Genomic DNA, 22,271 nt, shown 5'->3' with positions numbered 1-22,271 from the left:
GCGCCGGGGCTACGGTTGAGCAATGACGCTCCCGCCGCCGCCGGATGCCGCACCAGGCTGGTACGGCGACCCGTCTGGTTCGCCGCGCAAGCGCTTCTGGAACGGCACTGTCTGGACGGACGACTACCGAGAGAGCGAAGCCGCAGGCTCAGCGAGCCCAGCTGTGGAGCCGGTAGCTGAACCGCCCTCCTCCGGCCGCAGCTGGGGGTGCGCGATCGTGCTTGCCGTGATCGTGCTTCTCGTGCTCGCGAGCTGTGGCATTATCGCCGCGATCGGCGGCAGCAGCGGCAATGACGATTACAAGGGCTGTAGCAAGAGCCTTCCAACCGATGACTTCCAGGACTGCATCAATCGCGAGGGCGTCTGGTCGGGTATCGACTGATCTAGGCGCTGAACCGGATAGCTGAGCACCACCACGCCCCAGGTGTGGAAAACTCAGGCTTCCGGTCGGCTGCCGGCACTACTCTCACGGCATGGATGCCGTCATCTCCCAGATGCCGCCGAGCGGTGCAGAGTCATGGTGGACGACCGAGCCCCAGCTGCACAGTTGGGACGTCGACGCCTCGAGCAGTTGACACGTACGTGTCAATATCGGCGCCGCTGTCGAGCTGAAATGCTCGGCGTGTCACGCTTCACTTAATGCTGCATGTATCAGTACCGTTGCGAGCATGGCAGCGCAACGACTCCCACGAGGCACGAGGCTGAAGCCCGTGCGTCTCGGCTGGGCGATCGAGGAGCGTAAGAAGCAGCGGCTTGAAGCACTCGCCGCTCACGCCGGCGTCTCTGGCGCGGTGTTCCTGGAACGGCTCATCGATCACGTCGATACGGAGCTGAACGACCGCGGGTTGCCGACATGGTGGCCCGAGCAGCAACCACCACGCGACGGGGAGTTGCCTATCGACTCGGCTTAACGAGAATGGCCCGCCATGCGGCGGGCCGAAGCTCTGGCTCTGAACCTTCGAAGTTTGGCGACTACAGGTTCTGAGCGATTTGAGGAAGACCGGCTGAAAACCGGGCCTTCGTTGTACCCACCCCAGCAAGAGGAGGTGCGTTCATCGTACCCGAAAACGAGCTATCCACATGGGTAGCGCCACGCAACACGCCGAGGGCCGGCGCAGCGGGGCCGGCGTGGCTGGTGCCCGTCGAGTGGGCCGCTGAGGTCGTCGCAGAGCAGCGAGCACGACGGCCGTACAACGGGCCCCGCGCTACGACTGTGGGTTTTCGGCGTCGCTCGTGGGCGCCAGATGTCGAGCCGGGCGAGCAGACGGCCCCCGTGTGGCGCTACCGGCTCGCGTGGGTGACTGAGGTCGTCTGGGCGATTGCGTCGCCTGAGGGCCGCGCCAAGCTGCGCTGGGTGCAGCCCGGCGGGCGAGCCGAGAGCATCAGCCCCGCGACGTTCCTCGCTGCCGCGAAAGAGGCCGCGACCTACGCCGACCACGGCACCGGCCGCAACGTCACCGTGGGCCGTGCACGGCTCGGCCGCGCCGTCTCTCGGAGCGAGCGCACGATGACCCGGTTCTGGCGCGCAGCGAACGCGCTCGGGTTCAGCCGCACGCGCGCTGAGGGCCGATACCTCACGACTGCAGAGCGCAGGGCGGCGTACCGCCGGCACGGCAACCGACAGCTGCGCATGGCTGCACAGCGTGACCTCATCGGCCTCCGCAGACGTGGTTTTGTCCACCTACCCTCCGGAGGAGGGTTAAAAGCGCATGAAGCGCTTTCAGAGATGGATAAACACCAGCGCGCAAGCGCGCAAGAGGGAGCGCCCGCTCCGCGGTCGCACAGCCTTGACAAGAGGTTGCAAAATCAGCCGGCCACGTCAAGACCCGGCCGGGTGATCTGGCCTCGCGAGATGTTCGAGTTCGCTCGCGACGTGCGAACTCTGCTGCCCTGGCTGCGCGACGCGCACCCGGCAAGCATCGCTCGAGTGCTTCACCGAGCGGGCGTTACGCCCGAGCGGTGGGCGGCTCGCGACCTCGCTCGCAGGCTCGAGCAGGAGCTCGGTTTCCGAGCCAACGCTGCGCGGTTCGGACAGCAGTCCGACAGGCCCGCGCGAGCGTTCCGATTCATGGATCCGAACGAGGTATCCGACCCCCTCGGATACACCCGATGGTTGCTCGCCGAGTACATCGATCCGGCCGAGCCGACCCTGACCGAAGACCGCGCGGAGTACCGCGCCGACCAGGTGCAGCAGGCCGTCGATCAGCTCGACTCGGCGGATGCCGACGAGGCCCGCCGGCGGGAGCGTCGCGCCGAGCGTGACGCCCGCCTCGCGGAGCAGTTCGCACGTCGCGAGGAAGCCCGCGCCGAGCGCGAGCGCATCGCCGCTGAGGCGGCGCAGATCCAAGCGATTCGAGCAGAGAGCGACGCCGCAATTGCGCGGCGTCGCCCCTCTAGCCAGAGCTAGAGGGGCTTCGCTAGACTATTCACCGAGCGCGAATAGGTAAACGAAGGTTCAAGGGCCGTTCTTCCCTGTCCCTGCCCCACCCCCGCGCTTCGCGCGTTTCCCAACCTCCCCCAATCAACGCAAGCTTATTCTTGAGGGAGGTTGGGAAATAAAGGGGTGGGGCAGGGACAGGGAAGAACAAAAACAAAAACAAAAATCAAAATCAAAAACAGAAGAGCAAGAGCGGGTGAGGCGGGATCGAATGGTGCAGATGACGGTGCGTGATGAGGCGATGATCGAGTGGCTGAGTGTCGTTCGGATGGTCGATATGGAGGGCATCAGATACGCGCTCGGGGGGTTCTCTGGGGAGGGCGAGCCGGTCAGTCTGCGGAGGGCTCAGCAGTGGGTGGCACGGCTCAAAGGAACGGGCCTCGTGGACTCGGCGCGGCCGACATTTCGAGACGGCTCGATCGTCTGGGCGACCCACGCCGCGACCGGAAAAGCGGCCCCCCATTTGTTCCGCCAGACCACCCGCCACGAGGTGGCCGTCGCGTCGATTTCGGCGCGCTACATCTGCCACGGCTGGACGTGGCAGCGTGACCGCGAGCCGGCCTCGAAGCTCGACCACATGACCGATGGAGTCGCCGTCCGCGGCGACGAGATCGAGCTCGTCGAGGTCGAGCTCACGCCCAAGGTGCTCGGGCGTTACGTGCAGATCTTCAACAACCACACGAGCCGACTCGAGCGCGAGGGCGTCGGCCGCGTCGTGTACTTCTGCGACGCGGCCACCGAGCGCGCAGTGCGTCGAATCGCCGACCAGCGCGTGCACCACACGGGCCGGCACAAGGTGCTCACGCTCGCCGCGTTCGACGTGCGCGGCAAGTGGATCGGAGACGACAGCCGCATGTGGCTGGACGGCTCCCCCGTCGACCCGACCGCCACGAGTGTGCCGGCCGAGCTCGACGGACTCAATGAGGGGATGAGTAGATGAGTAACGCAGAGGTACAGGGGGCAGAGCCCCAGGGCGATGCGACCTCAGAACTGATCGGACAGCTGATCGCGGCCGCGGCCGTGCTCGTCGCCACGCTCGTGCTGTTGCCGTTGCTCGTGCCGATTGTCGCCGTCGCGATCGCCGGCGAGGCGGTCGCCGTCAAGGCTCGGTTCTGGGTCGTGTGGCGCTGGCAGTGGGTGCTCAACACGATCGGAGCGCTGCTCGTCGCCGCGCTCGTCGCCGTCGAGGTCTGGCTGCTCGCGCAGTGGTTCAGCTCGGGAGCCGGCGTCGCGTTCTTCGCGGCCGACAATTGGGGCGCGCAGCTGTGGCCCACGTTCGGGCCGTGGGTGCTCGTCAACCTCGCCGCAGGCGTGCTGCTGCTCCCCCTGGCGTGGTCGATCCACCGTCGGCGGATCGCCGAGCGCGTTCGCACGCGCCGGATCTCTGACGTGATCCGACAGACGCGGATCGAGACGGCGCGCAAGCGCGCTGCCGATGTCGCCGCGGCGCGGCGCATCGGCGTGAAGCTCGAAGCGTCGACGGGCCAGATCCGCGGCACCACGAGCCAAGTCGTCACCGTGCCGATGCCGGCCGGCGACGGCCGGCAGGCGTTCGGCTTCATCACGCGCCCCACGGTCAAGACGCTGCCCGAAAAGTTCTACGACGTGCGCCAGGTGCGCGATTGGGTCGACGTCGGCGGAAAGCTCGCCGTGCTGCCCAAGGCGGCATCCTCGGTTCGCGCGCTGCTGCTCGCCGAGTCGGGCACCGGCAAGACGGTGCTGCTGAACGGCGTGATGCTCTGCGCGCTCGAGTACGGCTGGCCCGTCGTCATGCTCGACGCGAAGGGCGACCCGGCCGACGCCGAAGCGTTGGCCGAGATCGCACGCAGCTACGGCCGCAGCGCGATCATCGCCGGCCCCAAGAGTGAGGCCGGCCGCGCGGGCTGGAACCTGTTCAGCGGAAACGCTAACCAGGTCACGGCCAAGCTCATGCGGCTCATGCCCGAGCCGGACGGCGCGAATCAGCACTACCTCGATGAGATCCGCGGCGTGCTGCAGGCCGTGCAGGACACGGGCCCGGTTCGATCGGTCGCGGATCTCCGCGACCGTCTCACCAACCCCGGCCCGTGGGTGCGCGACCAGTACGACCAGAACATGGTGAATCAGCCCGTCGACCGGAACGGCACGACGGCCGGCACGCGCGCGCTGCAGAGTCTGCTCGTCGCGCTCCGTCCGCTCGAGGAGTGGCTGAGCGAGGACGGATGGTCGTACGAGGATCGGCAGGCAGACGTCACGGTCGTGCCGCTCTCCCCCGTTGACGACGCGCAGGCGCGGCTCGGAGATCTCCTCATGCTCGATCTCCGCAACTACATGGCGACGCGCCTCGCGCGCCGCGACAAGTCGCCGCTGCTCGTCGTGGTGGACGAGTTCCCGCAGCTGGTGACCGGAACGAGCGACCCCGGCGACACCGCCGGTTCGCTGTTCGAGACTGCCCGCAGCGCGGGCATGGGCCTCATCCTGGCCGCGCAGAGCCCGGCCGGCGTCTCGAACGACGAGGTACGCCGCCGACGCGCGCTCACGAGCGGCGCGGCGCTGATCTTCGGCCGGTCGAAGGATCCGGAGGACGTCGTGAAGTACGCCGGCACGGTCATGCAGATGGAGGCCAGCGGCGCGGCCGGCGGCGAGCAGCTGAACTCTGCGCGAGCTCAGCACACCTACGTGATCCCGCCGCAGGACGTGCGCGAGGCCACAGACGGCGCGTTCTGGATCGTGCAGGCCGGCGCTATCGCGCCGTTCCGCGCGCTCCCGAATCGCACGGTCGACCCCAGCAAGATCGCAGGAACGACCGGCACTCCCCCGGCGCCGGCCGATGAGCCGGCCTCGCCGCCGGTCGACGTCGACCAAGAGCCGACGCCCGCCGAAGAGGAAGTGAGTAAATGAGTTAACACTCATCTACTCATGAGAGAGGGCGAGCCGATCGGCTCGCCCTCTCGCCGTCTCCCCCAATGTGCACAGCCCAGCTATCCGCGGGCTGGCCTGCACACGAGTGGGGAAGACGGCGCGCGACCTAGGTCGCGAGCGCGTCGACCAGGTGCAGCAGGTCGAGCAGCGCAGCAATGAGTTTCCGCAACGTCTTGATCAATGTGTTGATCGAGCGCCAGCGGGGGGTATCTTGCAATGAGTTGGCCATGTGGCTCCTCGGGGTCGAGGCGGATTCCAGCCGCCTAGTGGTTACTGCGATTGATATGAGGGCCCCAGCTCGCGAGAGCCGGGGCCCTCATTCGTGCATCGGGCTCCTGATCACTCAGGGGTGCCCTCGGGGCCACACGCTACTTCCGGCCCGGCGAATCGGGATCAGCGACACGCGATGCCCCACGAGCTACTATCGGCACCGAGTTGCCGCGTCGAAGATTCGAACATACATTCGAATCATGGGGCAAAATCGGCGGTACGGGTCTGACGTCACAGACCTCGCGATTTACGAGGTCGTGCTGCGGCCGCGCCCCATCTCGCTCACGCCCGAGGAGATCGGCGCGGCGGAGATCCCGCCGGCCCCCGTCCCGGTCGACGTCGCCGCCTGGGTGCGGTTCCCAGAGGCATCCGTCGAGGTGCGCGCCCGCGCGATCGCGTGGACGGATCGCGCGGTGCAGATCGAGTTCGAGCTGCGCGACGGCGAGAAGCGCCGCGCGTGGGTATGGGCGTCGGCCGTGCGCCGCGTCGAGCCCGGCGAGCACCGGCGCTGAGCGCCGCATGAGTAGATGAGTATTCACTCATCTACTCGTTGACACGTACGTGTCAACCGCTCGAGGCGCGTCACGCGCCCAGGGGCAAGGGCATGCGGCTTGCAGCCGCGGGCGGTGCCTTCAATCGCCGTGGCGGCGTACCCTGCGCGGCTACCCACTCCAAGGGCGCTACGCAGTCCCAGGAACGGCCGGGGAAGGAACTCCGTTCCTGTGGAGCTCGGGCCGTGCGGGCAGGCTCCGCGTCGCTGCGCGACGGCCGCAAGCGGCCGCCCTTTCCGCGGCCAGCCGCTCCGGGGGGCATTCCATTTATCGATTGAAGGCACCGCCCCAACCGGGGGCAGCTTCAGAGGAAAGGAAACGATATGTGGACAGGTATTCGCATCAACACCGACGGGTCGCTCGCGACCGTCGAAATCGATGACGCGACCCCCGCCCTGCAGGCGGGAAGCATCAACGAGGCGATCGGCTCGCAGTGGTACGACGTGCTGCCGTTCGGCTACTCGCTCGGTATCTTCACCGCCGACGAGGACGGGCAGCGCCGGTTCCCGCTCAACGTCGAACTGTCGGTGATGGTTCGCGCGACATCGAGCGGGAAAAGCCCGCTCGTGTACGGCCCCGGCATCTTCCTCGGCATCAACGAGGAGACAGGCGAGACGTTCTCGCTGACGAACGAGGACGCCGCGACCATCGTCACGATGTGGCGTCGCCCGCGAGCGGCATATGAGTACGACGCCGTTCGCGCGAGTGCCGGTCTGGCGCTCACCGCCTAACACCGGGGAAACGAAAGACCGGGAACCGAAGCACTCTAATTGCCTCGGTTCCCGGTCAGGTTCCCCATCACCTTACCGAAAGGAAATTCGAATGACCACCACCACGACCACCACCGCCGCACAGGCTCAGGTGGAGCACATCGACCCGCAGACGCTCGTGCTCGAAGAGAACGTGCGTCAGCACCGCGTGGAGCTCGATGAGGGATTCCTCGACTCGATCCGCGCGAGCGGAGTGCTTACGCCCGTCAGCGGTCGCCGCGCCGACGACGGCACCGTTTACGTCCGGTACGGCCAGCGCCGCGTGCTCGCCGCACGCGAGGTTGGCCTCGAAACGATCCCCGTCTACATGAACGCCACCGAAGGAACGGTGACGGAGCGAATCGTCAGCCAGTACGTCGAGAACGAGCGCCGCGCCGAGATGACCGACGCCGACCGCGTCGACGCGCTGCGGCTGCTCGAGCTGGACGGCATGAGCGCCGCCAAGATCGCGAAGGCCACCGGCACGAAGAAAGACACCGTGGCGGCGTCGCTGAAAATCGCGGCATCCGAGACAGCCCGCGCGGCTATCGCCACGGATGTCACTTTCGACGTGGCGCTCGCGCTGGTCGAGTTCGAGGGCGACGCCGAGGCGTGCGAGGCGATCCTCGACGCCCGTGAGGGAGATCTCGCGTGGATCACCCAGCGACTCCGCGACGACCGGGCGCGCACCCGCATCTGGGAGGCGGCAGCCGCCGAGGAGGCCGCGAAGGGTTACCCCGTCATCGGGCGCGACAGCAACGATTACGAATCGCTGTACGGCCTGACGGATGCGCCCGCCGAGGCTGAGGAGCGACCCGAAGTCGACCCCGAGCAGCACACCGGATGCCCCGGCCACGCCGTGCGAATCCACGTGCAGCACGTCGCCCAAGAGCTGGTGGCGGTGACGGCGGTTTGCACGCGCGCCGACCTTCACCACCCCCGATGGAGCCGGAACGATCAGAAGGTGGATATCTCGACGCTGCCCGAGGAGGAGCAGGAAGCCGCACGCGAGGCGGCGCGCGCCGAGCGGCGACGCCTGATCGAGAACAACAAGTCATGGGACGCCGCCGAGACTGTGCGGCGCGAATGGCTCGTGACGCTCCTCTCGCGCAAGACGCTGCCGAAGGACGCCGCCGCGTTCGTCGCGGTGACGCTCGCGCGTCACTCTTACGAGGCGTCGGCGTCGCCTTCGGAGTTCGCGGGCGAGCTGCTCGGATTCAGCGGCTACGACATGAAGGCCCAAATCAGCGGACTCGTGGAGAGCCAGCCCGCCAAGGCTGGACACGTCAACCTCGCGCTGACGCTCGCCGCCCGCGAGAACCACACCAGCCGCGAGGCATGGCGCACCCCGAACGCGACCGACACGGCGTATCTCCTGCGCCTCGAAGCGTGGGGGCACCACCTCGCGCCGGTCGAGCGCATCGCAGCGGGATACCCCGAAGCCGCCGACGACACGCAGGACTGAACCACGAGGCCGCGCCCGCCACACAGGCGGGCGCGGCCTCCGCGTCCATAGAGTCACGCCCCCACCGGGGCGCGACGTGAAGGGGCGGAGCCCCCTCACGACTCCCCCGCCGGCGCCCACGCGCGAACGAGCGTCGCGCGCCGGCGGCGCGTCGACCAGGTGCACGAGCAGAGAGGAGCCGGCCAGAGGCCGGCCAGTGCTCGCCCGCGAGCGGGGCATCCCATCTGATCACTCCATGCTCGCGGGTCCGCGTCGGGCCACTAGGGGCTTTCGCGGCATATCCTCACGCGCTGCGCTTGCTCCGGTATTCCACGACCCCTTGCAGCCCGCCGCTCCCCCGCGCTCTCTCCGTTTATCAGATGGGATGCCCTCCGAAATGGTGGGGCCAAATGAGGGAATGAGTAAATGAGCATCACGATCTACACCGGCGAAGGTTGCAAGGACTGCCACCGCACGAAGGACGTGCTCACCCGCAAGGGCATCGAGTTCGAGGAGATCGACGTCAACACGCTCAGCGAGGAAGAGACCGAAGAGCTCCGCGCCCAGGGCTTCCGTAGCCTGCCCGTCGTCGTGACCGATTCCGAGGCATGGTGCGGCCTCCGCGTCGACAAGCTCGTGAGCCTCACCGCCGAGGCGGTCGCCCGATGAGCGGCACGGTCACTGCTCCCCTGGTCGGTGCGATCGAGGCGGCATGGAAGGCGATTCAGGCGCAGCACGCCGACGTGCCCGAGGTCGTCGTTACGCTCGGCTCCGGCACCCAGAAGCAGGGCATGAAGCTCGGGCACTTCGCCCCCGATCGGTGGGCGCGCGGCGAAGACCGCGTGCACGAGCTGTTCGTCGGCGGCGAAGGACTCGCCCGAGGCGGCGCGGGCGTGCTCGGCACCCTCTTGCACGAGGCCGCCCACGGCGCAGCGCAAACCCGTGGGATCAAGGACACCAGCCGGCAAGGCCGGTTCCATAACGCGAAGTTCAAGGCGATCGGCGAAGAGTTCGGCCTCACGCTCGACCATGACCAGAGCATCGGATGGTCGGTCACCAACGTGCCCGCACCCACCGCGGCCCGCTACGCCGTCGAGGTCGCGGCGCTCGACGCGGCGCTCGTCGCCTACCGGCTCGCCGAGCCCACCGGCGCAGGTCGCAAGTCGAACAACAACGGCGTGAGCGCACAATGCGAGTGCGGTCGCAAGATCCGCGTATCTCGCTCAGTGCTCGACGCCGGCCCCATCATCTGCGGCGTCTGCGAAGCCCCGTTCGAGGCCGAAGAGGAGTGACCACGGGATGAGTAGATGAGTGAATACTCATCTACTCATCCACTCGGGCTTGGGGACGCGAGCAGGGGTTTTCACTCAAATACTCATTCACAGCGGGGGAGTGTCGCCCGCAACAGGGAGGATAGGCGCATGGCCACACCGATGAAGCCGTTTCCGGTCGTACTCGACCTGACCGACGATCAGGCGTACTACGTGCTGACCGCGGCGCTGGAAGAGTTCGCCTCGAGCGCTGAGCACGAGGCCGAGCGCGAGGAAGAGACGGCGCGGCACAACGAGCGACCCGTCGACCGCCGGGCCGCGGATCTCCGGCACCTGGCCGGCATCGCGAAGCAGCTGCGCGAAGACGTCGAGCGGCAACTAGACGAGGGGTAGCGACCGGCGCCGATATTGACACGTACGTGTCAACGGCACGAGGTGAGGGGGAGTGATGCGAATTCAAGTCCGGCTGAGCCGGAGATCCCGCCGAGTGCTGCTCGGCGTCTCCGTCGTCGTCGGCGCGTTCGTTCTCCTGGCGCTCGTCGCGCTCTACAACAACCCCACCGTCTAACCCTCACTCACTCAAATACTCATCTACTCATCGTGAGATTCGCGGGGGAGTCAGCCCCGGATTCCATCGACGGCAACGGTTCGCGGAGCGAACCGGCGGCAGCTGCGAGGCGGTAGCCGGCCACCTGCAGGAGCTGCCGACGACAGCGAAAAACCCCGCCGAGATCTCGACGGGGTTTCTCTGTGGGGGGAGTGGTCAACGTAGCATCCACGCCACAAACGCGGTGATGTCGTCAGTCAGAACGCCGCGGTTCGCGGAGTACCGAACCGAGCGCCCTTTACGGGGCGCTTCGACATCTGCAGTCACGTAGCCGAGTTCTTCGAGCTCGCGCAGAGCGACGCTCGCGGAGCCCTGGCTCACGCCGGTGCCCGCGACGATGCCAGGCCGCGAGGAGCCCGGATTATCGAGCAGGAAGCGAAGCACGGTCATGCGGGCATGGCCAGAGATCGCCTTATGCGCCGCCGCCGCACGCGGGGGGACGTCGGCAAGCTCGAGGCGGGATGGCATTGCACCATTCTGCCCGAGTGCCGCCGCCGCGGTGAGTATGTCTTTCGGTTCGTCGGTCATGGTGTTAGCCTGCCAACGTGGTAATTGAATTGCAAGGTTGTGGATATCTGAGGAAACGACGCACGTGTCGTTTACCCTCATTTGGGGGATGACCATGCAGCAGCGAGAGGGGCAGGCCGTGGGGGATCGCATCGCAGGAACTAACGCCGTAGTTGCGGACATATCTGTCTGCACGTCGTGCGGTTCCCGCCAGGTGGGCCCGCGGTACTGCACGCAGTGCGGTACCCCCGTGCAAACCAGCGAATCGCTTAATGAATCGTCAGCGAGCAACCGGAAGGACAACGCGGCAATGACGCACCAGGAGAACAACGAGCCGACCGCATTCGCGGGCGCACAGCGCGCCGCCGGCTACGTCGAGCTCGAGCACACAATGCACGGCCAAGAGCTGCGCGACGCACTCGACGCGGCCGCGCTGCTCCCCGTCGACGAGGAGCCGGCCGACGTCGAGCCGGCCACGGCCGAGCCCGTCGAGATCCCGCCCGTTCAGACGCGCGCGGAGTTCCCATCGACGCCGGTTCAGCCGGTCGTGACCGTGCCCGCGTCGCAGCCGTTCGCACCGGCCGCACGGCCGGCTGACGTGCTCTCCGAGCCGTTCAGCGACCTGTCGACGGCGACCACGACGGAGAAGCCGGCTGTTGCCTCGAAGGGCATGCGCGGCGCGCTCTCGCGTATCGGCATCCGCATGGCACCCGGCGCAGCCGAGGCAGCGGAGCTCAAGGCGGGGGAGGAGCGCCGCCGTGACGAACAGACGATCCGACAGGCGACGTGGACACGCGCTGTCTCGGTGCTCGTGGCGAATCCGAAGGGCGGCACGGGCAAGACGCCGACGTCGCTTCTCCTGGGCGGCGTGCTCGCCGCGGTTCGCGGGGGATCCGTCGCGATCGTGGAAGTCTCCGACGACCCCGGCGCCCTCACCTTCCGAGCGGAGGGCAACCCGCCCCGCGGCATCGGTGAGCTCGTGCGCGACGTCGCAGGGATCCGAACCGCCGGCCAGCTCGCCGGCTACACGGCCCCGCAGACGTCCTTTGCATCGGTCATCGGCACGACCGGTCGACGCGATCGACTCGTGCGCGAGGACGTCGTGAGCGTCGCGGCCGTCGTGGATGAGTTCTACGGCATCCGCGTGATGGACTCCGGCAACCAGCCGAGCTCATCGGCATTCGAGGGCGCAGTCGAGACGGCCGATGCCCTCGTGATCCCCGTGATGAACGCGGGCGACGCCGTGCTCGAGGCGGTCGCGCTGCTCGACGTGCTGCGAGCTGCAGGCGGCAAGGCCGCGACGCTCGCAGATAACGCGATCATCGTTCGGCTGACGGACGGCCGCCCCGAGCACCCGCAGGTGGTCGAGCGCGTGAACCGGATCATCACCGGCTCGAACGTGCGCCAGGTCTTCGAAGTTCCCTACGACGCCCACATTGCCGAGCGCGGACAGCTGACGCTCGACTCGCTCTCGCCGGCCAGCCGGCAGGCATTCACGGCCGCGGCCGCGGGCGTCGTCACCTACCTGCAGCAGAGCATCCGCTAACCACCGAGAGAGAGAGCAACCATGCTTGAAAGCATCATCATCCGCGCGGGCGAGATCGAAAACCCGATGGACGGGATCCTGCCGGACTTCGGCGCGTTCGGAGTGGAGTTCACCGAACTCTGGCAGAAGCTACTTGCCGGCCTCTGGGGCATCGGCATCATCCTGGCCGTCATCTTCCTGATCATCGGGGTTGTGAAGATGGCCAGCGCGTCGAACGGCGGCAACCCGAACGAGTACAAGACCGCACGCACACAGGCAATGTGGGCCGGTATCTCGCTCGGCGTGCTCGCCGCCCTCGCCGTGATCGTGGGCGCGATCCTCGCCCTGTTCGGATAGGCCCGCGCGATGCGAGCCGAAGCGCGACCGCCGCGACGGAAATGGCCTTGGATCGTCTCAGGAGCCGCCGTCGCGGCTCTCATCGTTGCCGGGGGTATTTGGTACAGCTCCAGCGCCAGCGACGCACCCACCGATCCCACAGCGGCACCGAGCGCACCAAGCACGAGCGCGCCCGTCGACGTCGAACCGACCGGATGCCTGGGCGGCGACGCACGCGATGCCGCGATGGTGCTTGCCGCACAGAAGGCAGCACCGCACACCAGTAACGGGGCCGTCGAATTTGCGACGTCGTACGTGCGCTGGCTCACCCGCTACCCCGTGCCGTCGCCGGCCGAGGCCGAAGCGGTCGAGGCCGCGGCCGTTGTTGACCCAGCGAACTATGACCTTGTGGGTTCTCTCGCGGCCGATCCGAACCTGTCGGGTTCGCTCGTGCCGAACGGCCAAGAGTTCTACGTCTCGACGGTGCCCGGAGTCTGGAACCTCGAATCGTACGCCGATGACACTGCAGAGGTATCAGTCGGCGTCGGCGTCGTGATTAACGGAGAGCTTCACCCGCAGTTCCGCATCTCAACGATGCTCACGCTCAGCTGGGAGGGCGGCGCCTGGCACGTCGACCACGCGAACGAACCGCGCACGACCGAGGAGCTCTTCTCGGTGGGCACGGGGTACACGGAAGGCTGCTGATGTTCGCCCACGAGAACGAGCCGTGCAACGACATTCTGTGCGAGATCGGCGGCATCGGAGACGCGATCGGCGGCGTCGCCAACTTCTGGTCGGATCCGTGGGGGAACACCTTCAAGGCATTGAAGGATGCCGCGGCGAGCCTCGCGAAAGACGTGCTGCCGGCGCTCACAGAATCGACGCTGCCGGATCTCACGGCCGAGTGGTTCCTGAGCGCGTACGCGGTCGCGTTTGCGATGGCGATTCTCGCGGCGATCGTGCTGCTCATCCCTCAGATCGTCAAGACCGCGCGCGGCACAATGGCCGGCCGCGATCTGTTGGAGTCGATCGGGCTCTACTTCCCGCTGTTTCTCGTGGGAGCGATGTTCGGGCCGATGTTCGGGTACATCCTTGTCAACTTCTTCCACGCGCTCTCGAACGTCTTCATCGAGTGGGGCATCGCCGGGTCGTACAGCCAGGTCATCACTCGCATGGAATCGCTGATCAACACCACCGATCCGGCGACGCTCACCGGCGGCGTGTTCCTCGCGTGCGTGCTCATGCTGCTCATGGTCATCGGCCTGTTTCTGGTCGTGCTCATGCTCATCGTGCAGCTGGTCACTCTCTATTTCACGGGCGTGCTCATCCCGCTCGGGCTCGTCTGGATCATCGACCCGACGAAGCGCACTTTCGGCCTCCGGCTCGTGCAGGTCTGGATCGGGATCCTCGCAGCGCACCCGCTGCTGTTCTTCCTACTTGGCTTCGCGTTCTACATCATGTCCGGAAGCATCGTGACGCTCGGCGAGAACCCGCCGCTTCAAACGCTCGTGACATTCCTCGTCGCGATCATCGCCCTGTTCATCGCGGCGCTTTCGCCGCTGCTGCTGCTGAAATTCGCGCCCGTCATCCCTACGGGGATGGGTGGCACGAACGGCCCGGCGATCTCGGGCAGCCCGATCGGTTCCAACAACATGACCGACGCCGGCAACAAGTACGGCCAGAGCAGCGACGGCGGCAGCGGCTCGAACTCGTCTCGCTCGTCTACCTCGAGCACGAGCGACGCCGAGCCGTCGACCGTCGAAGGTTCAGGCCCCGGCTCTAGCGGCGGCGGACTTTCCGAGGTCGCCGCATCACGTGCCGCGGCTGGCGGCGCGGGTGAGGCCGGCGCAGCCGGCGCGGCAGGCGCCGGGGCTGGTGCTGGCAGCGCAGCCGCCGGGGCCGAAGGGCTCGCCGCAGCGGGCGCTGCCGAATCCGCTACGGGCGTCGGCGCCGCGATCGGCGTTCCGACACTCATCGCCGCGGCCGCGATTGGCGCGGCCGAGAAGGCACGGGAACTCGGAGACGCCGCCTCAGATCAGGCGGTATCCGCGATGGATGACCAAGGTTCGAACATCGGAGGGGATCGGCCATGAGCACGACACAGACGCGCGCGATCGTGCGACACCTGGGCGGCGAGTCCGGGCACCGGTCGTTCTTCGGCGGCACTCACTCAAAGACGCGAATTGCCCTGATTATCGGGTTCGTCGTCGCCGGCATGATCGTGACGATCATCGTCGGCTGGCCGGGGCTGCTCATCGGCCTGGGCGGCGTCGGCGTGACGATGCTCGTCACCGCCAAGACGCACCGCGGCACGATCATGGAGCGCAGCCGCCGCCGTCGACGCTGGAAGGCCCGTGTTTCATCCGGTGCCGACGCATTCATGCCGTACGACGTCGCCGCCTGGGATCAGGCCGAGCAGGCCGTGCGCGCAGCCAAGGGCCGCACCGAGAAGTGGGAGGCGCAGCGCACGCTCGACGCGATGCGCGCGAACCCTGACGGGGCAGACGGCATGGGCTGGCTCGAATGCGGCCGCGGCGTGGCCGGCATCCAGTGGCACGCCCCGATCGGTGAGCGTGGCTATCTGGCCGTCGTGTTCTCTGTGACCGGGCAGCTGCGCGGCATCGAGTCGACGTCAGTCATGACCCGCGCGGCCGAGGGCTGGGGCGCGTTCCTGGCATCGCGTGCGGTGCCGTCCGTGCTCGTTGAAGACGTGCAGACGATGACGCGCGTACTGCCCGCAGATACCGCCCTGCAAGAGTTCTGGGTGCTCAACAGCCTCGACAGCGACGCACCGGCGGACGCGATCAAGTCCTACGAAGAAGTGCTGCGCCTCACCGGCGACGGAGCGATGGTGCAGCGGCACTACATCACGGTTAAGTGGCCGCTGTCGCCGTCGTTCTACGACGCGGCACGCAAGTACGGCGAAGGCCGCGACGGGTGGCGCGGACTCATGCGCGAGGAGATCGCCTCCGCGCACCGCGGACTGACCGAGGCCCGCATGGGCCAGGTCGACGTGCTCTCCGCGCGCCAGATCGCCGCGGTGATGCTGCACCAGCAGAACCCCTCACGGCCGATCGATTACGTCGCCGACGTTCACCCGGCGCGGCTCGGTGTGCGATCGCACGACGAGTTCTCCGCGCACGTCGTGGAGGGCATCGACCCGCTCACGGGCGAGGCCGTGGAGTGGTGGCACCGCACGGCGAAGATCACCGCCGACGCTCTAGCGACGGCACCGCGCACGCAGCTGTGGGCGCTGGATCTCCTCATCGGCCGCGACGTCCAATTCATCCGCTCAGTGAGCTTCCACATTCACCTTGTGCCGGCCGGCGAAGCCAAGGCCGCAGCGCAACGAGATCTCGTGCGCGACCAAGCCGAGGCGATCTCCAAGAGCGAGGCCGGATCCGTCGACCTTGACGAGACAGGAACCGCGATGAGCGCATCGAAGCGCCGCCGGATCGACCTTCGCGCCGGCACCGGTCACCACGGCGCGGCGTGGGTCGGCTACGTCACTATCTCGACCCGATCGCGCGACGAGCTCGCGCGCGCGTCCCGCCAGCTCGAGGAGACGTGCGCGACCGGACTCGGCATCGAATACCTCGACTGGCAGGACTCATTCGAGGCCGCAGCATCCGGCACGACGTGGCCGATCGGCCGCGGCATCACGGCACACGACTCGTCATTCTCTGCGCGGATCTACCGCGTAATGGCCGGCAAGTCGGAGAAGGAGGCAATCTCGTGAGCGACCACAAGGCAGAGAACAAGGGCAAGGGCATCTGGGCGCTGCCCGGCTTCCGCGCATTCGCGCCGCCGGTCGAGACGCCGGCCACGGAGCGAGTCACCCGCAGCAGCAACGAGATCGTGCCGTGGGATCTCCCCGGCACTCAGCTGCGCACCAAGGCATCGAAGGCTGCCCGCGGGTACTACGCGCCTGCCGGCATCGGCGCACCGACGACGACCCGGCAAGCCGAGATCCTCAACACGGCACTGATCGGCCCGCCCACGGGCACTAAGGGCGTCGTGAACGGCCGCGACGTGCTCTCGCGCACGTCGATCTCGCACGATCCCGTGACGGCTTACAACTCGTCGCCGCGCGAGGTGTCGAGCCCGAACACTGTGGTTATGGGCGACGTCGGCGCCGGAAAGTCGAGCTTCGTCAAGACGGTCTGTGTGCTCCGACCGCTGCTCCTGCAGAACCGGCGCGCGGTCATCTTCGATAAGAAGGACCAGGCCGGCGAAGGCGAATACTCGAACGTCGTTCGCCGCTACGGGTACGAGCCCATCCGGTTCACCGCGGACGGCACCGGCACCCGGCTCAACCTCATGGATCCGATGATTGCGCGGGGCACGGGCGTGAAGGGTCAGGCCCGACTGCTCAACATCATCACCCGGCTCGGCCGCGGTGACCAGAGCCTGAACGAGTGGGAGGAAGAAGCGCTGCGCGCGGCACTCCTCACGACACTCCCCCGGTTCGAGGACGGGCGCACGCCCGTGCTCGCCGACGTCCTGCCGAACCTCGGCGTTGTGGACTCCGAGCGCTACGCGAGCCTGTCGCCCGATGCGCGCGACAAGCTGCACCAGGCGGGCCTGTCGGTGCGCTGGACGCTAAACGGGCTGCTCGATGAGTATTCGGGGCTGCTCGACGGCGAGACGTCTTCCGAGGTCGATCTGACGGGGAAGCTCACGAGCTTCGATATCTCGCAGCTGCCCGACGACGGGCCGGCTGTGCCGGTCGTTATGGCGATCGGCAACATGTGGATGCTCGGGCGGCTTCGCAATGAACGAGGCTGGGCGACCACGGTTGTCTACGAGGAGGGCTGGCACATGATCGGCGGGCCGAGTGCTCAGCTGATCAAGTCGAACCAGAAGCTCTCGCGCGGCCTCGGAATCTCGAACGTGTTCGTGATGCACAAGGGAACCGATATCCCGCGGGATTCGCCCGGCATCACGATCATTCAGGAGGCGCAGAGCATCTACACGTTCCGCCAGGGCCGGCCCGAGGATGCCGCGTGGGCGCAGGAAACCTTCGGCTTCGCGCCCGAGACGGCGCAGACGATCGAGAAGCTGCGCGATGGTCACTACATCTTCAAGTTCGGATCCCACCCGGAGACGCACGTGCAACACATCCGCTCGCAGTGGGAAATCGATGTGACCAACACCGACGAGGCGTTGGCCGCGGCCGCGGGCCGCGAGTAGACGCATGGGAGCGGGCAAGGTCGCTGTGGCCGCCGGCGTGGCATTTCTGCTCACGCTCGGCGGCACAGTCGCGATCAGTTCAGCAACCGCCGCCTGCGGCGGCGGCTCGGTGAACCTCGCGAGCGTCGGCACCAGTGCCCCGGTCGCCGGATACTCCGGTGACCAACTCGTCATTGCTGGCACGATCATCAACGCCGCGGCCGAGCTCGAGCTCGACACCCGCGCCGCGGTGATCGCGGTGATGACCGGCATGGGTGAGTCGAGCCTGCGGAACCTGAACCACGGCGATGCCGTCGACAACACGACTATCGGAGTGTTCCAGCAGGGCGAGGACTACGGCCCGAGGGCCGACCGGCTCGACCCGAAGAAGGCCGCGACGGCGTTTCTGACGCGGCTGGTGCAGGTTCCCGGCTGGGCGACCATGCCGCCCTCGCTCGCCGCCCATGAGGTTCAAATCAACCAGGATCCCGATCACTACACGAAGTTCTACCCCGCGGCCGTCGAGGTCGTGCAGGCGCTCACGAGCAGCGCCAGCGGCGGCGCGTGCAGCGTGGGCGGCGACTCCCAGGCGCTCGCGCAAGAACTGATGACCGCAGCCGGCAACGGCCAACTGCGCGTGCTCGAACCGCGCTACCTCGCACAGATCGAGGACGTCGCCGCCGGCCAGAAAGTGCCGAACTGTGGAATCGACGTCAGCATTCTGCAGATCATGGTGCTCGCCGTGCGGTCGTTCGAGACGGTGGGCGTGAGCGACATCAACCGCAAGTGCACCGGCTCACAACTGGGAGCCGGCACCGGGTCATCGCACTGGATCGAAGGCGGCGGAAAGGCCGTCGACTTCTACGCTCTGGGCGGCACGATCCTCACCGGCACGGATCCGCAGTCGATCCGGCTTATCTCGATGCTCGACCCGATCATGCCCGCCGGCTCCCGCGTCGGACAGGTGCAGTGCCGCGCCGAGGCCGGAATCTCGCTCGGACTCCGCAACATGCGGGAGTTCGATGACACGTGCAATCACCTGCACATCGATCTCGCTTACGCGAAAGGGCCGCTGAACGTCGGCGGCTGACCACCACGAAAGGAATCACCATCATGGCCAATGACCCGTACGAGCAGCTGCGCCGGGACGTCGCAGGGATTCGCCGCGCCCTGCAGGAGAAGCCCGGCAGCGTGCTCCAGAACGAGCAGCGCGACCTCCTCGCGGTCATCCAGGTTGAAGCGCTCTGCAGCATCGCCACGGATCTCTCTGCAATGGAACGCAGCCTGTCGGATATCGCGGCTCGCGAGTGAGCCTCCGTTGACACGTACGTGTCAACGGCTCGAGGAGACGCCCCAACACAGAACGGCCCCGGATCTCTCCGGGGCCGTTCTGTGTGTCGCTCAGACGTCGAGGGGGAGCTGATCGATGTAGTCGGTCAGCAATTCCTTGATCGTCTTGCCGTTGCTTGCGGCGTACGCTTTCAGCGCGCGCTTCTTGGCTGCCTCCAGCTCGAAATTCACTCGCTCCAACTTCTCGTCGCCCGCGAGGATGCTCAACGTCTTGGCCGTGTTCGAGCCGGTGCGGCTCGGCCGGCCGGCGCTCAGTCCGCTCATGCGTCCACTCCTTCCTTGGCCCCTTCGAGGATCGCGATAACTTCGGCCGCAAGCGCCCGGATCTCCGCGGCCGCGGCTGCGTCGGTTCCGTCATCGAGGACGGTCGAACCGCGCACAGCCGACTTGGGGTAGGCCTGGCGCTGGTGCACGACCGTTTCGAGCACCGGCAGGCCGTAGTCCTCCAACGCCTCGCGGATCTCCTTACCGAGCGTTGTGCCGTTGATCGCACGAGACACAACGAAGTAGGCGCGCAGCTTGCCGTCAGTGATCATCTGGCGCTGCTTGACGAGCTCCACGAGATCCGCGGTCGCCCAGATGTCATAGGGCGAGGGCTGCACCGGAATGAGCACGAGATCGGCCGCGGTGAGCGCCGAGGCCGCGAGCTCCTGAGCCTGAGGCGCACCGTCGATGACGACGTAGCGCGCAGCGAGCTTGCGTGCGTCGCGTGCGATCGTCGGCCGGTCGATCCCGACCGTCACGATCGGGTTGTCTTCATCGACTGCAGCCCAGTCGCGGGCGCTGCCCTGAGGGTCAGAGTCGACCAACACGACGTCGCTCCCGAGCGACTGCAGCGCACGGCTGAGGTGCGTGGCGATGGTCGTTTTGCCAGCGCCGCCCTTCTGGTTCAGAACCGCGATGATCTCCACGAGTGCTCTCCTTCGTCTAAGTCTGCCGCTCATGAGTTTATGAGCGTATGAGTAAATGAGTACCACAGACACGCCGCGCCGTGCAAGTCAAAAACGTATGAGTTTTGACACTCACGCGATGCTGTCTCCCGGCCGCGAGCTCGAGGCCGACGCCGAGGCGTGCGAGGCCGGCGCCGAGGGCACCGGGCGCCGCCGACCATCGCGGCCGCGGCCGAGCTCGCGCTCGAGGCCGCCGAGGCCGCCGCTGACGTTGACGCTGACGCCGACGACGACGATGACGACGATGACGACGACGACGACGACGACGACGAGGACGACGACGAGGACGACGAGGATGACGACGAGGACGACGACGAGGACGACGACGACGAGGACGACGAGGATGACGACGAGGACGACGACGAGGACGACGACGAGGATGACAACGACGACGGCGATGGAGCCGGCTACGACACCGACAATGCCGCTCGGCCGTGAGCGGACAAAAAAAACTCGGCCCCAGAGGGACCGAGTGGTATGTGCATCAGTGTATCAGTTTTGTACGTCGAGATTGCGTTCTGTGTTTGTAGGTTGATCTACATCGCGATCTACAGCGCGATGTAGATCGCGATTTACGTTGCGGCTCGCGCCAGCTTCTACGGAGAGTCGTCGGCGCGATCTATTCAGCGGGACGCACTACCAGCCAGCCGGCCGGGTTAGCTTTCCGACCGTTTCGGGCAGTTGTGCCGCCTTCAAGTCGGCTTCCGTCAGTTGGTACCACCAGTGCGAGCCGACACCGTCCGAGATTGCACCACCAAGCTTTCCCGCGCGGAAACCGACAGTTGGGTTCACGAGTCCGACGGGCACCCGCTTGCGTGCCTCGACTACCGGAAACTCCAGGTCGCTGTCATTGCTAATGACTACCGCGGCATCGACGCGACCCTCGAGCACGTCGAGGAGGAGATGCGAAGCGACGTTCACGTCTGACCCCTTCTCCTCGCGCCGAGCAACCGACGCCATGAAAACCGCGCCGGGCTGAGGAGCTCCGCCGCCGTCCTGCACCATCAGAGGCCATGCCGGATTCGTGATCACCGGTCGCCCCTTTCGGTCGGCTGTCGCAAGAGGAGCTGTCGATACGCGCGACACGTAGTTGCCCATGGACAATTCGTGCACCGCACCAGATGCCTGGAGCGCACGAATATATGTGTCTTGGTCGCGCTGCCCGCCGGGGTTGGAGGCGCCGTTGATCCTGGCGGTGCAGTACACGACTCTCTCGACAACCGCGCCGGCCCAGCCCGACTCCGCAGCAACCACCGACGCGGCAAGCTGCTGGAGATCCAGCCACCGCCAGCCGGCGGTAGAGCGCCCACAGAGCTTGCGGGCGCCGTAATAGAGATTGAAACCGTCCACATAGACACCCACGCGCATGAAGCAATACTGCACCCGTGGCACGACTGCGAGTTGCAGCCACTCACAAACGATCGTTTTTGAACACTGCTCGCGAAGTGTTCAGAACCCGGCCTGATCGGTGGTCAGAACTCACGATCTAGGGCCGGCTGTCGAAACCTCGCCACTGCAACGTTTTCGACTACCGTTGCCGCATGGCAGTGATCGGATACGCCCGAGTCTCGACGGGCGACCAGAACACCGAGGCGCAGGCGGCCGCTCTACGCGCCGCCGGCTGCTCTCGCCTGTTCACCGACCAGGCATCCGGCTCGAAGGCCGACAGGCCGCAGCTGACGGCCGCACTCGACCACCTCAACGCCGGAGACACGCTCGTCGTGTGGAGGCTCGACCGGCTCGGCCGCTCGCTGCCTCATCTGGTCGAGGTCGTGCGCTCGCTCGGCGATCGGCACGTGGAGTTCCGCTCGCTCACCGAGGCGATCGACACGACGACGCCGGCAGGCCGGCTGCTGTTCCACGTTGCCGCCGCGTTCGCTGAGTTCGAGCGAGATCTCATCCAGGAGCGCACGCGCGCCGGCCTCGCGGCCGCGCGAGAGGCCGGCAGAGTCGGAGGTCGGCCCACGGTCATGACCCCGGACAAGCTCGCCGCGGCGCGAGCGCTCATCGCGGCCGACAAGACGCACGCCGAGGCGGCCTCCGCTGTCGGAGTCTCGCTCTCGTCTCTCAGGCGCGCTCTCCGCGGTCACGAGGGGGAGCAGAGCAGCGCCGGGGCTACGGTTGAGCAATGACGCTCCCGCCGCCGCCGGATGCCGCACCAGGCTGGTACGGCGACCCGTCTGGTTCGCCGCGCAAGCGCT

Annotated in this window: 26 protein-coding genes; 21 read left to right on the top strand and 5 right to left on the bottom strand. The window is 67.0% G+C overall.

Going from position 1 to position 22,271, the window contains the following annotated elements; genetic code table 11:
- The first annotated feature begins 22 nt into the window (after nt 1-22).
- The 5 genes from BUR99_RS19505 (at nt 23) to BUR99_RS19485 (ending at nt 5,317) form a co-directional block, all read left to right on the top strand.
- Nucleotides 23-382 (top strand): DUF2510 domain-containing protein, encoded by a 360-nt coding sequence (locus BUR99_RS19505; RefSeq protein WP_074262078.1) that lies wholly within the window; start codon nt 23-25, stop codon nt 380-382.
- Between the two features lie 328 nt (nt 383-710).
- Nucleotides 711-911 (top strand): hypothetical protein, encoded by a 201-nt coding sequence (locus BUR99_RS19500; RefSeq protein WP_234980938.1) that lies wholly within the window; start codon nt 711-713, stop codon nt 909-911.
- Nucleotides 912-1,297: 386 nt separating this feature from the next.
- Entirely contained in the window at nt 1,298-2,407 is a 1,110-nt protein-coding gene (locus BUR99_RS20140; RefSeq protein WP_143231740.1) for a hypothetical protein, read from the top strand.
- Nucleotides 2,408-2,819: 412 nt separating this feature from the next.
- Nucleotides 2,820-3,377 carry a hypothetical protein gene (locus tag BUR99_RS19490; protein WP_234980937.1) on the top strand — a complete coding sequence of 186 codons (558 nt, stop codon included), beginning with the start codon at nt 2,820-2,822 and terminating at the stop codon, nt 3,375-3,377.
- On the top strand, nt 3,374-5,317 hold the full coding sequence (locus BUR99_RS19485) for a type IV secretory system conjugative DNA transfer family protein (RefSeq protein WP_074262074.1): 1,944 nt from the start codon (nt 3,374-3,376) through the stop codon (nt 5,315-5,317). The genes BUR99_RS19490 and BUR99_RS19485 overlap by 4 nt, the downstream gene beginning before the upstream one ends.
- A gap of 127 nt (nt 5,318-5,444) precedes the next feature.
- Here BUR99_RS19485 and BUR99_RS20635 read toward each other — a convergent pair whose 3' ends face one another.
- The gene (locus BUR99_RS20635) at nt 5,445-5,567 is read right to left on the bottom strand and encodes a hypothetical protein (RefSeq protein ID WP_268756606.1); all 123 of its coding nucleotides are present in this window, start codon (nt 5,565-5,567) and stop codon (nt 5,445-5,447) included.
- A 241-nt stretch (nt 5,568-5,808) separates the two neighbouring features.
- Here BUR99_RS20635 and BUR99_RS19480 point away from each other — a divergent pair, with 241 nt between their 5' ends.
- The 6 genes from BUR99_RS19480 (at nt 5,809) to BUR99_RS19455 (ending at nt 10,016) form a co-directional block, all read left to right on the top strand.
- The gene (locus BUR99_RS19480; protein WP_143231739.1) at nt 5,809-6,120 is read left to right on the top strand and encodes a hypothetical protein; all 312 of its coding nucleotides are present in this window, start codon (nt 5,809-5,811) and stop codon (nt 6,118-6,120) included.
- Nucleotides 6,121-6,482: 362 nt separating this feature from the next.
- Nucleotides 6,483-6,890, top strand: a complete 408-nt coding sequence (locus BUR99_RS19475; protein ID WP_074262073.1) for a hypothetical protein — start codon at nt 6,483-6,485, stop codon at nt 6,888-6,890.
- Nucleotides 6,841-8,373, top strand: a complete 1,533-nt coding sequence (locus BUR99_RS19470; RefSeq protein ID WP_084184181.1) for a ParB/RepB/Spo0J family partition protein — start codon at nt 6,841-6,843, stop codon at nt 8,371-8,373. The genes BUR99_RS19475 and BUR99_RS19470 overlap by 50 nt, the downstream gene beginning before the upstream one ends.
- A gap of 405 nt (nt 8,374-8,778) precedes the next feature.
- Nucleotides 8,779-9,021 (top strand): glutaredoxin domain-containing protein, encoded by a 243-nt coding sequence (locus BUR99_RS19465; protein WP_074262071.1) that lies wholly within the window; start codon nt 8,779-8,781, stop codon nt 9,019-9,021.
- Nucleotides 9,018-9,644, top strand: a complete 627-nt coding sequence (locus BUR99_RS19460; protein ID WP_074262070.1) for a hypothetical protein — start codon at nt 9,018-9,020, stop codon at nt 9,642-9,644. Before BUR99_RS19465 ends, BUR99_RS19460 begins: the two co-directional genes overlap by 4 nt.
- A 129-nt stretch (nt 9,645-9,773) precedes the next feature.
- Nucleotides 9,774-10,016, top strand: a complete 243-nt coding sequence (locus BUR99_RS19455; protein WP_074262069.1) for a hypothetical protein — start codon at nt 9,774-9,776, stop codon at nt 10,014-10,016.
- 370 nt (nt 10,017-10,386) lie between these two features.
- On the opposite strand, the gene BUR99_RS20135 is transcribed toward BUR99_RS19455, so the two are convergent.
- Nucleotides 10,387-10,758, bottom strand: a complete 372-nt coding sequence (locus BUR99_RS20135) for a winged helix-turn-helix domain-containing protein (RefSeq protein ID WP_143231738.1) — start codon at nt 10,756-10,758, stop codon at nt 10,387-10,389.
- Nucleotides 10,759-11,047: 289 nt separating this feature from the next.
- Here BUR99_RS20135 and BUR99_RS19445 point away from each other — a divergent pair, with 289 nt between their 5' ends.
- From BUR99_RS19445 to BUR99_RS19410, 8 genes are read left to right on the top strand one after another with little or no spacing between them, the layout of a single operon-like run.
- Entirely contained in the window at nt 11,048-12,283 is a 1,236-nt protein-coding gene (locus BUR99_RS19445; protein WP_074262067.1) for a MinD/ParA family ATP-binding protein, read from the top strand.
- 21 nt (nt 12,284-12,304) lie between these two features.
- Nucleotides 12,305-12,619, top strand: coding sequence for a pilin (locus BUR99_RS19440; RefSeq protein ID WP_234980936.1), 315 nt, complete (start codon nt 12,305-12,307; stop codon nt 12,617-12,619).
- 9 nt (nt 12,620-12,628) lie between these two features.
- Nucleotides 12,629-13,303, top strand: a complete 675-nt coding sequence (locus tag BUR99_RS20130) for a DUF8175 domain-containg protein (protein ID WP_143231737.1) — start codon at nt 12,629-12,631, stop codon at nt 13,301-13,303.
- A complete protein-coding gene (locus BUR99_RS20355; protein ID WP_074262065.1) occupies nt 13,303-14,691 on the top strand; it encodes a hypothetical protein in 1,389 nt (462 codons plus the stop codon). Before BUR99_RS20130 ends, BUR99_RS20355 begins: the two co-directional genes overlap by 1 nt.
- Nucleotides 14,688-16,337 carry a hypothetical protein gene (locus tag BUR99_RS19425; RefSeq protein ID WP_074262064.1) on the top strand — a complete coding sequence of 550 codons (1,650 nt, stop codon included), beginning with the start codon at nt 14,688-14,690 and terminating at the stop codon, nt 16,335-16,337. Before BUR99_RS20355 ends, BUR99_RS19425 begins: the two co-directional genes overlap by 4 nt.
- A complete protein-coding gene (locus BUR99_RS19420) occupies nt 16,334-17,791 on the top strand; it encodes an ATP/GTP-binding protein (protein WP_143231736.1) in 1,458 nt (485 codons plus the stop codon). Before BUR99_RS19425 ends, BUR99_RS19420 begins: the two co-directional genes overlap by 4 nt.
- 4 nt (nt 17,792-17,795) lie before the next feature.
- Nucleotides 17,796-18,860: a hypothetical protein gene (locus BUR99_RS19415; RefSeq protein WP_084184180.1), complete on the top strand. Its 1,065-nt coding sequence runs from the start codon at nt 17,796-17,798 to the stop codon at nt 18,858-18,860.
- 23 nt (nt 18,861-18,883) lie between these two features.
- Complete coding sequence (locus BUR99_RS19410) at nt 18,884-19,081, top strand: hypothetical protein (protein WP_074262063.1); 198 nt, start codon at nt 18,884-18,886, stop codon at nt 19,079-19,081.
- A 90-nt stretch (nt 19,082-19,171) separates the two neighbouring features.
- Here the strand turns inward: BUR99_RS19410 and BUR99_RS19405 are convergent, their stop codons facing one another.
- Entirely contained in the window at nt 19,172-19,384 is a 213-nt protein-coding gene (locus BUR99_RS19405; protein WP_074262062.1) for a chromosome partitioning protein ParB, read from the bottom strand.
- Nucleotides 19,381-20,031, bottom strand: coding sequence for a ParA family partition ATPase (gene parA, locus BUR99_RS19400; RefSeq protein WP_074262061.1), 651 nt, complete (start codon nt 20,029-20,031; stop codon nt 19,381-19,383). Before parA ends, BUR99_RS19405 begins: the two co-directional genes overlap by 4 nt.
- A gap of 159 nt (nt 20,032-20,190) precedes the next feature.
- Between parA and BUR99_RS20485 the strand changes: the two genes are divergently transcribed.
- Nucleotides 20,191-20,508, top strand: a complete 318-nt coding sequence (locus tag BUR99_RS20485) for a hypothetical protein (protein WP_200802783.1) — start codon at nt 20,191-20,193, stop codon at nt 20,506-20,508.
- A 198-nt stretch (nt 20,509-20,706) separates the two neighbouring features.
- Here BUR99_RS20485 and BUR99_RS19390 read toward each other — a convergent pair whose 3' ends face one another.
- Complete coding sequence (locus tag BUR99_RS19390; RefSeq protein WP_074262079.1) at nt 20,707-21,438, bottom strand: NYN domain-containing protein; 732 nt, start codon at nt 21,436-21,438, stop codon at nt 20,707-20,709.
- 173 nt (nt 21,439-21,611) lie between these two features.
- On the opposite strand from BUR99_RS19390, the gene BUR99_RS19385 reads away from it, so the two are divergent.
- Nucleotides 21,612-22,202: a recombinase family protein gene (locus tag BUR99_RS19385; protein WP_074262060.1), complete on the top strand. Its 591-nt coding sequence runs from the start codon at nt 21,612-21,614 to the stop codon at nt 22,200-22,202.
- Nucleotides 22,203-22,271 lie beyond the last annotated feature (69 nt).

The organism is Agromyces cerinus subsp. cerinus, from assembly GCF_900142065.1.
Lineage (GTDB): Bacteria > Actinomycetota > Actinomycetes > Actinomycetales > Microbacteriaceae > Agromyces > Agromyces cerinus.
This window is presented reverse-complemented; position numbering and strand designations above follow the sequence as displayed.